At 69.8% G+C, this 12968-nt stretch carries 1 protein-coding gene (only partly in view); it reads left to right on the forward strand.

Features of this window, described 5'->3' with window-relative positions:
- On the forward strand, positions 1–12968 hold the 5' portion of the coding sequence (locus tag BJ987_RS09175; RefSeq protein ID WP_209886818.1) for a non-ribosomal peptide synthase/polyketide synthase. It continues 4945 nt past the right edge of the window; only the first 12968 of its 17913 coding nucleotides appear in the window; its start codon is at positions 1–3; its stop codon lies off the right edge, out of view.

The following is a 12968-nucleotide window of genomic DNA, read 5'->3' on the forward strand; positions in this document are numbered from 1 at the left end:
ATGGTGCCCGGTATGGAGTTGGGCGAACGCACGCCCGAACCGGCTGGCCCGGAGCGCTTTCCGCTCGCCCCCGCGCAACTCGGCCTGTGGTACGCGCAGTTGCTCGAGCCCGAGGTCCCCATCACGATCGCCCAGTACGTCGATGTCCGCGGTGAACTGGATGTGGCGGCGCTACGGCGCGCATTGCGCGAGGCGACGCTGGAGTACCAGTCCACGATGGTCCGGCTCGGCGAATCCGACGGTGTTCCGTATCAGTGCTTCGATCCAGGACTCGCGGTCGACATGCCGCTGATCGACTTCCGGCGGGCGGCGGATCCGGCTGCCGCGGCGCGGGATTGGATGCGGGCGGAGGCGAGCGCACCCCTGGATCCGGTCCGCGATCGACTGTTCGCGGGGGCGATCCTGCGGGTCGGTGCGCAGCGTTGGTTCTGGTATACGCGGGCACATCACCTGGTGCTCGACGGATACGGCGCGCTGACCAACACCATGCGGGTGGCCGAGCGCTACACCGCACGGGTACTCGGCACCGAGGTGACGCCGGTGCGGCCCGCGCCGCTGACCGAGCTGGTGCGCGGTGAGCTGGACTATCGGGCGAGTTCCCGGTTCGAGGCGGACCGGGCGCACTGGGCACAGCGGGTGGCCGGGCTGGACGCGGTCACCAGCCTCGACGGACGTACCGCGCCGCGGGCGGCGGCCAATCTGATCGTCGGCCGGGCCCTGCCGGAAGATCTGGCCGAGCGCATGAACACGCTTGCGGCCGAGCAGGATTCGACCATCGCCGTGGTGCTGCTCGCGGCGTTCGCGAGCTACCTGGGCCGGTTCACCGACCGTGCCGATGTGGTGCTCAGCCTGCCGGTGACCGCGCGGACCACCGCGGTGATGCGGCGTTCGGCGGGGATGCTGTCGAATATCGTGCCGTTGCGGGTGCGGGTGGGACGCGCGGTGCGCTGGGCGGAGGCGCTGCGGGCGACGCGGGTCGAGCTGGCCGGGGCGTTGCGGCATCAGCGGTACCGGCACGAGGACATCCGGCGTGACGCCGCGCGCGACGGGCGTCCGGCGCGCCGGGCGCTGTTCGGGCCGCTGGCCAACATCATGCTGTTCCAGCGGGATCTGACGCTGGGCGACACCGTCGGGCGGTATCACGTGCTGTCCACCGGCCCGGTGGAGGATTTGAGTCTCAACGTCTATTACGGCGACCGCGACCGCGTGCACGTCGATTTCGAGGCGAATCCGAATCTGTACGAGGCCGAGGACCTGGCGCGCCATCACACGCGGTTCCTGCGGTATCTGGAGCGATTGGTGGCGGCCGGGCCGGACACACCGCTGGGCGCCGTCGACGTGGCGACCGAGCTGGAAGTCGAGGTGAGCACCCGGCTGTGGAACGCGACGGAGTTCGAGCTGCCGGGTCGTGGTGTGGCGACCCTGGTTTCGATGTTCGAGGCGCAGGCGGCACGGTCGCCCGACGCCGTCGCGCTGCGGTCCGGGCCGGTCGCGGTGAGCTATCGGGAGCTGGCCGGGCGCAGTAATCGGCTGGCGCGCTACCTGATCGAGCGCGGGGCCGGACCGGAGACCTTCGTCGCCGTGCATATGCGGCGGTCGGTGGACGCGGTCGTCGCGATGTACGCGATCCTTGCGGCCGGGGCGGCCTATGTGCCGTTGGATCCGGATCATCCGGCCGATCGGACCGCGCACATTCTGGAGACGGCGCGCCCGTCGTGTGTGCTGGCGACAGAACACGATGCGCCGCAGGGCGTTCCGGGCGTGCTCCTGCTCGATGACCTGGATCTGGCGGGATACGCGGACGGGCCGGTGTGGGAGCGGGAACGCCGTGCGGCGCTGCGGCCCGCGCACCCGGCGTACGTTATCTTCACCTCCGGTTCGACCGGCCTGCCGAAAGGGGTGGCGGTCAGTCACGCGGCGATCGTGAACCGGCTCGTCTGGATGCAGCGGGCCTACCGGCTCCGGCCCGACGATGTCGTGTTGCAGAAGACGCCCGCCACCTTCGATGTGTCGGTGTGGGAGTTCTTCTGGCCGTTGCAGATCGGCGCCACCCTGGTACTGGCGACGCCGGACGGGCACCGGGATCCCGGTTATCTGCGCGCGGCAATCGCCGAATACGGCGTCACCACCGCGCATTTCGTGCCGTCCATGCTGGAGCTGTTCCTGGCCCGGCCGGAGCCCCTGCCGGACACCGGCCTGCGGATGGTGTTCGCCTCCGGCGAGGCGCTGCCCGGCGCACTCGCGCAGCGACTCCGGGTGCTGACGGGCGCCCGATTGCACAACCTGTACGGTCCCACCGAGGCCGCGGTCGATGTCACCTGCCATGAGGTGACCGACGCCGACACCCTCGCGGTGCCGATCGGCGCGCCCGTGTTCAACACCCGGGTGTACGTCCTGGACAGCGGTCTTCGGCCGGTCCCGGTCGGTGCTCCGGGTGAGCTGTATCTGTCGGGGGTACAGCTCGCCCGGGGTTATGTGGCGCGGCCCGCGCTGACCGCCGAGCGTTTCGTGGCCGACCCGTTCGATCCCGGCGAGCGGATGTACCGCACCGGCGATCTGGTCCGCTGGACACCACGCGGAGAACTGGAGTACCTGGGGCGCACCGACTTCCAGGTCAAGCTGCGTGGGTTGCGGATCGAGCTGGGCGAGATCGAAACGGTGCTCGAGGCGGTCGATTCGGTGCTGCGCGCCGTCGTCGTGCTGCGCGACGAACAGCTGGTCGCCTATGCGGTGGCGGCTGTGCCGGGCTCGGTCGAGGTGGAGCGGTTGCGGGCCGCTGCCGCTCGCGCGCTCCCCGGCTACATGGTGCCCGCCGCGTTCGTAGTGCTCGACGCCCTGCCGGTGAACGCCTCCGGAAAACTGGATCGGGCCGCGTTGCCCGCTCCCGACCGTGTCGCCGCGGTATACCGGGCTCCGGTGACGCCGGTCGAGCACGCGGTGGCGCGCGTCTTCGGCGAGGTACTCGGCCTGGAGCGGGTCGGTCGCGACGACGATTTCTTCGCCTCGGGCGGCAACAGTTTGACGGCCACCCAGGTCGCGGCGCGGTTGGGCGCCGACCTGGGATGCCGGCTCGGAGTCCGGGAATTGTTCGGTGCCGGTACGGTGGCCGAACTCGCCGGACTGATCGAGCGGGCCGAGGGAATCGGCGGCGGCGATGTCGTGCCTTTGCGGTCACGGCCGCGGCCGCCGCTGGTTCCACTGTCACCGGCCCAGCAGCGCATCTGGTTTCTGAACCGGTTCGAGGGCGGCGCGGATTACAACATGCCGTTCGTCGTACGGATGCGCGGCCCCGTCGACGTGGATGCGCTGCGTGCGGCGTTGCAGGACGTGGTGGCGCGGCACGAGGTGCTGCGGACGGTCTTCCCGGCGGTCGACGGATCCGACGCCGATTTCGCCCAGCAGGTGGTGCTGCTGGAGACGGTGTTGATCGGTGAGCCGGTCGCGGTCGAGGCCGAGGCGCTCGACGGACGACTGGCGGCCTTCGCGGCCGCCGGTTTCGATCTCGAATGTGAGATCCCGATCCGGGCCCGCATCTACACGGTCGGCGATGGCAGCTGGGCGCTCGCGCTGGTGCTGCATCACATTGCCGCGGACGGTCTTTCGCTGCCCGTGCTGGCACGGGATGTGATGGTCGCCTACCGTGCGAGGCTGTCCGGCCACGCGCCGCGGTGGACGCCGCTGCGGGTGCAGTACGCGGATTACAGCCTGTGGCAGCGGGAACTACTCGGTGCGGCCGGTGATCCGGAGTCGCTGCTGTCCCGGCAACTGGAGTTTTGGACCGAGGCGCTGGCCGGTGCGCCGGATCAGCTGGATCTGCCCGCCGACCGATCGCGGCCCGCGATCGCTTCCGGTCGCGGTGGGGTGTACCGGTTCGAGCTGGCGGCCCCGTTGGTCGCCGCGATCGCCGAACTCGCCCAGCGCCAAGGCGTCTCACCGTTCATGGTGCTGCACGCCGGTTTCGCGGCGCTGCTGTCCCGGGTGTCGGGCAGCGCCGACATCGTCATCGGCACGCCGGTCGCGGGCCGGGGCGACCGGGCGCTGGACGAACTCATCGGCATGTTCGTGAACACCCTGGCGCTGCGCACGTCGATCGACCCCGCCGCGCCGTTCTCCGCACTGCTGCGGCAGGTGCGTGACACCGATCTCGCTGCCTTCGAGCACGCCGAGTTGCCATTCGAGCAGCTGGTCGAGGCCCTCAACCCGGCCCGCTCCCGGGCCCGGCATCCGCTGTTCCAAGTCATGCTCGCCATCGATACCGCGGCGGCAATCCGTTTCGATTTGCCCGCCTTGTCGGTCTCCACCAGTAGTGTGAACACCGGAGTGACCAAGTTCGATCTGCAACTCACGGTCACTGACGGCTTCGCCGGTGCCGGGCACAGGGAAGGTTCGGCACCGGCGGAGGTTCCCGCCGAGTTCTCCTATGCCACCGATCTGTTCGATGAGACGACGGTCGCGGAGTTCGCGCGCTGGTTCACGGTGCTGCTGCGCGCGGCGGTCGAAGATGTCGAAATTCCGGTCGGTGATCTGCCGCTGCTCGATGCCACAGCGCGGGTGCGCGCCCTCGCGGCGGGGTATGCGCCGTGCGTGCCGAGCGCGGGTGGCGATGTCCTCGAGGACTTCGCGGCGCAGGTGCGCCGGACCCCGGACGCGGTCGCGCTGATCGATGCCGACCGGACACTGACCTACGCGGACTTCGCGGGCGAGGTGAACCGGCTGGCCCGGCGGCTGATCGAGGTCGGTGTCGGACCGGAGGCGACGGTCATCCTGAGCATGCGCCGTTCGGCGGAGTTCGTCATCGCCGCGTATGCCGTGCTCACCACCGGTGGGGCCTACGTTCCGGTCGATCCGGACCAGCCTCCGGCCCGGCTCGCGCGAGTGGTGTGCACCGCCGCGCCGGTCTGTGTGCTGACCCGTTCGGTCGATGGATGGGTGGGCGGCACCGCGGGGGCGGAGGCACTGGTTCTCGAGGTCGATTCCGTTGACGCCGCGAGGTATTCGGATGAACCGCTGGCCGACGCGGAGCGCCTGCGACCGGTGCGGGGAAGCAACACCGCCTACGTGATCTTCACGTCGGGGTCGACCGGAATTCCGAAAGGGGTCGCGGTACAGCGCGATGCGCTGGCCAACCAGATTCGATGGCTCACCGCGGAGTACGGTGTCGGCGCGGCCGATGTGGTGTTGTTCAAGACGCCCGCGACATTCGACGTGTCGGTCTGGGAGTTGTTCGCGCCGTTGGTGTCCGGGGCGCGGTTGGTGGTCGCCGAGCATACGGGGCACCGCGACAGCGCCTATCTCGCGGCGACCATCGACGCGCACGAGGTGACCATGACCTCGTTCGTGCCGTCGATGCTGTCGGTGTTCGCGGCCGCGGTGCACGCCGACCGGATCGCCTCGTTGCGGACGGTCCTGGTGGCCGGAGAGGCGATGACCGGTGCTGCCGCCGCCGGGTTCGCGGAGATCTGCGCCGCACGGCTGTACAACCTGTACGGGCCGACGGAATTCACGGTGCACGCGACGCACGCTCCGGTCGACAGCGCGGCGCTCGGTCCCGCGCCGATCGGTCGTCCGGTCGAGGGTAACCGGGCCCTGGTGCTCGACGAGCGGCTGCGCCCGGTGCCGGATCTGGTGATCGGGGAGCTGTACCTGGCCGGTGTGCAACTGGCGCGCGGGTATCACGGGCGACCGGAGCTGACCGCCGAGCGGTTCGTGGCCGACCCCTACGGGCCGGCGGGTACGCGGATGTACCGGACGGGCGATCTGGTGCGGCGCGATCGAGAAGGCGCGCTGGAGTACTTGGGGCGCAGTGATTTTCAGGTGAAGTTGCGGGGACAGCGCATCGAACTCGGTGAGATCGAAGCGGCGCTGCGGGCGATACCGGAGGTGCGGGCGGCAGCGGTGCGGATATACGCCGGTGCCGCGGGCGAAATGCTGGTCGCGTACGTGGAATCCGGTCTCGGGGCGAATCTGCCCACCACGCTGGAGCAGCGGCTACGAGCGGTGCTGCCGTCATACATGGTGCCGTCGGCGTACGTGGCGCTCGATACGGTGCCGTTGACCAGCTCGGGCAAATTGGACCGGAACGCCCTGCCGGACCCCGTCTTGGCGGACCGAGCGTTTCGAGCGCCGCGGACCGATGCGGAACGGATCGTCGCCGAGGTATTCGGTCAGGTCCTCGGCGTCGCGCAGGCCGGCTTGGACGACGACTTCTTCGCCCTCGGCGGCAATTCGCTGGTCGCCACCCAGATCGTGGCTCGGATCGCCGGCACGCTCGGGGCCGAGGTGCCGGTGCGCATCCTGTTCGAGTACCCGACCGTGGGTGCGCTGGCCGCCCAACTGCCCGGCGCCGGTACGGCGCGGACCGGCGCGCCCCTGGTGGCCGGTGCCCGGCCGGAGCGGGTTCCGCTGTCCTATGCCCAGCAGCGCATGTGGTTCCTGAACCAGTACGACGGACAGGCTTCGGCCAACAATCTCGCCACGGCGGTGCGGCTAACCGGTGCGCTCGACCGTGCGGCATTGGTCGCGGCGGTCACGGATGTCCTCGCTCGGCACGAGGCGCTGCGCACGAGATACCCAGCGGTGGAAGGCATTCCGTATCAAGAAGTGCTCGCTGCCGACCAGGTGCGCGTCGACCTCGATCCTCGGATCATCGTGGCCGCTGAATTGTCCGAGTGGATACGGACTTTCGCCGCGGCGCCTTTCGCGGTGCAGGATGCGGCGCCGATCCGGTTGGCGCTGCTGCGTAGCGGCGACCTGGCCGATGCCGGAGCAGGGATCGCTGCTCCGGCTGTACCGCCCGACGATCCGCCGGGTGCGGCGGCCGTGTGTCCGCCATCGCCCGCGGCGGAACGAGCCACCGGCGAGGTGCATGTGCTCGTCGTGGTGATGCACCACATCGCGGCGGATGGCTGGTCGATCGCGCCGTTGACTCGGGACCTGATGTGCGCGTACGCGGCGCGGTGTGCGGGGCAGGCACCGAGCTGGACGCCGCTGCCGGTGCAGTACGCCGACTACACGATGTGGCAGCGCGCGACGCTCGGCAGCGAGTCGGATCCGGATTCAGTTGTAGCCGAACAGATTCGATACTGGACCGACGCGCTGGCCGATCTGCCCGAAGTACTCGCGCTGCCCGCCGACCGGCCGCGGCCCGCGGCGGCGTCGGGCCGGGGCGCGCGGTACGCGTTCGACATTCCGGCGCGGACCCATCGGCGATTGCGTGCGCTGGCCGAGAGCACGAACGCCTCGCTGTTCATGGTGCTGCATGCCGCGTTGGCGGTGCTGCTCTCGAAACTGTCGGCACAGCAGGACATTTCGATCGGCACGCCGGTCGCCGGACGCGGGCATGAACGACTGGACGAACTCGTCGGGATGTTCGTCAACACGCTGGTGTTGCGGACCGAGGTGCGCCCCGAGTTGTCTTTCGCCGACCTGGTCGCGGCGGTGCGGGATCGGGATCTGACGGCGTTCGCGCACGCGGATGTCCCGTTCGAGCGACTGGTGGAGGTGCTGGAACCGGAACGCACGGCGGCGCGTCATCCGCTGTTCCAGGTGATGTTGGACTTCCAGAACACCGCCCAGGCTCCACTCGCCCTCGCCGGGCTCGAGGTGGCGCAGATGGAGATCGACACCCGCTCAGCGAAATTCGACTTGCAGCTGACGATCCGGGAGACGGCGGCCGGACTCGGCGCGGTGTTCGAGTACGCGACCGATCTGTTCGACAGTGGCACGGTCGCCTCGTTCGCGCGGCGATTGCGGCGCGTGCTGGACGGGGTGTGCGCCGAGCCGGGGCGGGCGGTCGGCGCGATCGAATTGTTGTCACCGGTCGAACGCGAACTGGTGCTCGAGACGTGGAACGCCACGGCACACGCGGTGGATCCGGCCGCGACGCTCGTGTCGATGTTCGAAGCACAGGCGGCCCGGAGCCCAGCGGCGATCGCGGTCTCGTTCGAGGGCGACGAGCTCACCTATGCCGAGTTCGCGCGCCGCGTGCACCGGTTGGCGCGGCTGCTCATTTCCCTGGGAGCCGGACCGGACAGCGCCGTGGCCGTGGCGCTGCCGCGGTCGCTGGATCTGCTGGTCGCGGTCCACGCGGTGCTGGTCGCGGGCGCCGCGTACGTGCCGGTGGATCCGGAGCATCCGGCGGAGCGGACCGCGCACGTGCTGGCGGCCGTGGCACCGGTCTGTGTGCTGAGCCGCGGCGACGGACTGGATCCGGCTGCCGCCGCGGACTGGTCGCGAACGTGGACCGTGCTGGAGGTGGACCAGGCCGACACCGCCGGGTATTCCGACGCACCGCTGTCGGACGCGGAACGGCTCGGTTCCCTCTGCCCCGGGAATCTCGCGTATGTGCTGTTCACCTCCGGGTCGACGGGCAAGCCGAAAGGCGTCGCGATTTCCCATCGGGCGATCGTCAACCGGCTGGTGTGGATGCAGGCCGCCTATGGGCTGACGGCGGGCGATGTGGTGTTGCAGAAGACGCCGGTCACCTTCGATGTGTCGGTGTGGGAGTTGTTCTGGCCCTTGCAGGTCGGTGCGCGGCTGGTGATCGCGAAACCGGAGGGACACCGGGACCCGGGCTATCTGGCCGAGACGATCACGCGGGCGTGCGTCACCGTGGCGCACTTCGTGCCGTCGATGCTCTCGGTGTTCGTCGCGGAACCCGCTGTCGCGCGGTGTGTTTCGCTGCGACTGGTCTTCGCCTCGGGCGAGGCGCTGCCGCCCGGACCCGCGCACGCGCTACGCCGGCTGACCGGGGCCCGGGTGCACAACCTGTACGGTCCGACCGAAGCCGCCGTCGATGTCACCAGTCACGAGGTGAACGACACCGACGCACATACTGTTCCGATCGGTGCACCGGTATTCAACACCGAGGTGCTTGTGCTGGACAGCCGGTTGTGCCCGGTTCCGGTGGGTGTGCCCGGCGAGTTGTACCTGGCTGGCGCGCAGCTCGCGCGCGGCTATGTGGGCCGCCCGGACTTGACCGGAGAACGGTTCGTCGCCAGCCCCTTCGCGACCGGTCGACGCATGTACCGGACCGGCGACCTGGTCGCGTGGCGTAACGACGGTGAGCTGGAGTACTTGGGGCGCACGGACTTTCAGGTGAAGCTGCGCGGGCAGCGGATCGAACTGGGTGAGATCGAAGCGGTGCTGACCGCGATACCGGGTGTCGCGCAGGCTGCCGCACGCGTTGCCGGCACCTCGCACGGTGACCAGTTGGTCGCCTACGTCACGGCTGCGCCGTCCGCTGTCGCCGATCCGCGACTGCCGGAGGTCGTACGCGCGACCGCGGCACGGGCGTTGCCCTCCTACATGGTCCCGTCGGTGGTTACCGTCCTGCGCGAGTTCCCGTTGAATGCCTCCGGCAAGCTCGATCGGCAGGCGTTGCCTGCCCCGGCTGTCGTGCGCACCGGCTTCCGGGCTCCGGTCACCGCTGCGCAAGCAGCCGTGGCGGCGATCTACGCCGAGGTCCTGGCGCTGCGCGGCCGTCGGGTCGGTCTGGATGACGATTTCTTCGCGCTGGGCGGCAACTCGCTCACCGCGACCCAGGTGGTAGCCCGGGTCGGGGCCGCATTGGACGCGCGGCTACCGGTCCGGACGCTGTTCGAAGCGCCGACGGTCGCCGAGCTGACGGCTCGGGCCGTGGCGCGGCAGGGGAGTGGAGGCCCGGCGTTGTCAGCGCGGCAGCGGCCCCAGCGGATTCCGTTGTCGGCCGCGCAGCAGCGGATGTGGTTCCTGCACCGTTTCCTGACCGGCAGCGCCGCGGCGGGACCCGGCGACGCGGTGAACCATATTCCGGTCGCGCTGCGCCTTACCGGGCCACTGGACGTCCCGGCACTGTCGGCCGCGTTCGGCGATGTGATCGCCCGGCACGAGACATTGCGGACGATCTATCGCGAGAGCGCCGACGGTGCGGAGCAGGTGGTCCTGCCGCCGGGGCAGGTCGGGGCCGGGCTGCGCAGCCTCGAGATTCCGTCGGCCGACCTGGCGGAACAGCTGAGCCGTTGCGTGGCAAGGACGTTCGACCTCGGTCGGGAGGCACCGATTCGAGCGCATCTGTTCGATCTCGCTGACGCCGACGCCGACGCACACGTGCTGTTGCTGGTCCTGCATCACATTGCCGCAGACGGCTTTTCGCTCGCTCCGCTGGCGCGCGACCTCATCACCGCCTACGCGAACCGTCGTGCGGGCGCGCCGCCCGAGTGGGACGCGCTGCCGGTCCAGTACGCCGACTACACCCTCTGGCAGGCCGAAATACTCGGCACCGACACCGAACCGGGCACCGCCGCGCATCAGCAGCTGGAATTCTGGCGGCGTGCCTTGGCCGGGTTGCCGGACCAGCTCGAATTGCCCACCGACCGTCCACGCCCGGCCGAGACCACCTACCGCGGGGCGACCCACCGTCTGCGGATCGATTCCGACCTGCACGGTGAGCTGCGCGAACTGGCCCGCAAGCGGGAAGCGACACTGTTCAGTACCGTGCACGCCGCGCTGGCGGTGCTGCTGGCCCGTCTGTCCGGCAGTGGCGATATCGCGATCGGCACCCCGGTGGCCGGTCGGGGTGCGGCTGTCCTGGATCAGCTCGTCGGCATGTTCGTCAATACGCTCGTGTTGCGCACGCGGATCGATCCCCGGGCCCGTTTCGAGACCCTGCTCGATTCGGTGCGGGCCCAGGACCTGGCCGCCCTCTCGCACGCCGACATTCCGTTCGATCGCCTGGTCGAGGTGCTCACACCGGCCCGCGCCCGGAACCGCCATCCGCTGTTCCAGGTGGCGCTGACCTTCCAGAACTTCGCGCTGCCTCGGCTGGAGCTCGCCGACCTCACTGCCACTCCGCTCGAAATGAACGGCCCGCCAGCCGAATTCGATCTGCAGTTCACCGTGCTGGAAGCCGACGACGCGGACGGCCGAGCCGACGGTATGGACATCGAGATCACCTACGCCGTCGACCTTTTCGATGCCGAATCCATCGCCGTGCTCGCCAGGCGATTCACCCAGGTATTGGCCGCCATCGCCGCCGACGCGACCGTCGTGGTCGGGGATATCCAATTGCTCAGCGGGGAGGAGCAGCAGCGGGCACTGCACGAGTGGGCGGGCGAGCGCGTCGAGAGCGCCGAGGCGCGGGAAACGCTCGCGGATCGGTTCGCGCGCGCCGCGCTGCTCGACCCCGCGGCCGTCGCGGTTCGGGCCGGGGAAATCGAACTCACCTATCGGGAGCTGGACACCCGATCCAACCAGCTCGCGCGCAAGTTGGTAGCCGCCGGGGTGGGTCCGGAAATGCTGGTGGCGGTAGCGCTTCCGCGCGCCGTGGAACTGCTCGTCGCCCTGCTCGCGGTGCTCAAGGCGGGCGGCGGCTACCTGCCCATCGATCCGAATTATCCCGCCGATCGGATCGAGTACCTGCTCGACGACGCCCGTCCGGTGTGCGCGATCAGCAGTGCCGCGGCCGGGCTGGCGCGCGACTGGTTCGGCGGTCCGGTGATCGACCTGGACGCCACCGAGCTCGACACCTTCGACCGCGCACCGCTGTCCGACGCCGATCGCCGGGCGCCGTTGCGGCCGGCGCACGCCGCCTATGTCATCTACACCTCCGGCTCCACCGGGCGGCCGAAGGGCGTCGTCGTGCCGCACCGGAATGTGCTGCGACTGTTCGACAACACCCAGCGCCACTTCGGCTTCGGCGCGTCGGATGTGTGGACCATGTTCCACTCGTACGCCTTCGACTTCTCGGTGTGGGAACTGTGGGGCGCGCTGCTGCACGGCGGCAGGGTGATCGTCGTCGACTACTACACCGCGCGGTCACCACTCCAGTTCCGGGACCTGCTGGTGGCCGAGCGCGTGACGGTGCTGAATCAGACGCCGTCGGCGTTCTATCAGCTGATCGCGGCGGACGCCGGCGCGGAACCCGCCGAATACCGCTTGCGCACAGTGATCTTCGGTGGTGAAGCACTGGAACCGCAGCGGCTGGCCTCCTGGTTCGAGCGGTATCCGGACCGGCCGCGGCTGGTGAACATGTACGGCATCACCGAAACCACGGTGCACGTGTCCTACCGGCCGATCCCCCGCGCGACCGGTTCGGCGAGCGTAATCGGCTGCGCTATACCGGGTTTGGCTCTGCGCGTACTCGACACGCGGCTGCGTCCGGTGCCGGTCGGCGTGCCCGGCGAGATCTATGTCTCCGGTGCGCAATTGGCGCGCGGCTATCTCGGACGTCCCGCGCTCACCGCGGGCAGATTCGTCGCCGACCCCTACGGCCCGGCCGGGACGCTCGCCTACCGCTCCGGTGACCTGGCCCGCTGGACCGCCACCGGCGACCTCGAATACCTGGGCCGCGCCGATCAACAGGTGAATTTGCGTGGCTTCCGGATCGAACCCGGCGAGATCGAGGCGGCCCTGCTCGGCACCGCCTCGACCGTGCGGGAGGCGGTGGTGGTCCGGGCCGATCTGGCCGACGAACCGCGGCTGGTGGCCTATGTGGTCGCCGCTGACCTCGACATCGCACGGTTGCGCAAGGACCTGGGCCGGGTGCTGCCCGAGCACATGGTGCCGTCCGCCATCGTCACGTTGGAGCGAATTCCGTTGACCATCAACGGAAAACTGGATCGCGCGGCGCTGCCCGCTCCGGTCTTCGAGACGACGACCTATCGTGCGCCGAGCACCCCGGCGGAGGAGATCGTCGCCGGAGTGTTCGCCGAAGTCCTCGATATCGCCGAACGCGTGGGTGTGGACGACGACTTCTTCGGCCTCGGCGGGAGTTCCCTGCTCGCCGCCAAAGCGGTGGCCCGGATCGGTGCCGCACTGGGCCGCACCGTCTCGGTCCGCGCCCTGTTCGAGGCATCCCGCGTCGCCGATCTCGCGGCTCTGGTCATGGCGAGCACCGAGGAAGCCCGGCCCGCCCTGGTCGCCGGGGCGCGGCCCGATCCGCTGCCGCTGTCACCCGCGCAGCAGCGGATGTGGTTCCTGAACAGGTTCGA

This window comes from Nocardia goodfellowii (genome assembly GCF_017875645.1).
GTDB lineage: Bacteria > Actinomycetota > Actinomycetes > Mycobacteriales > Mycobacteriaceae > Nocardia > Nocardia goodfellowii.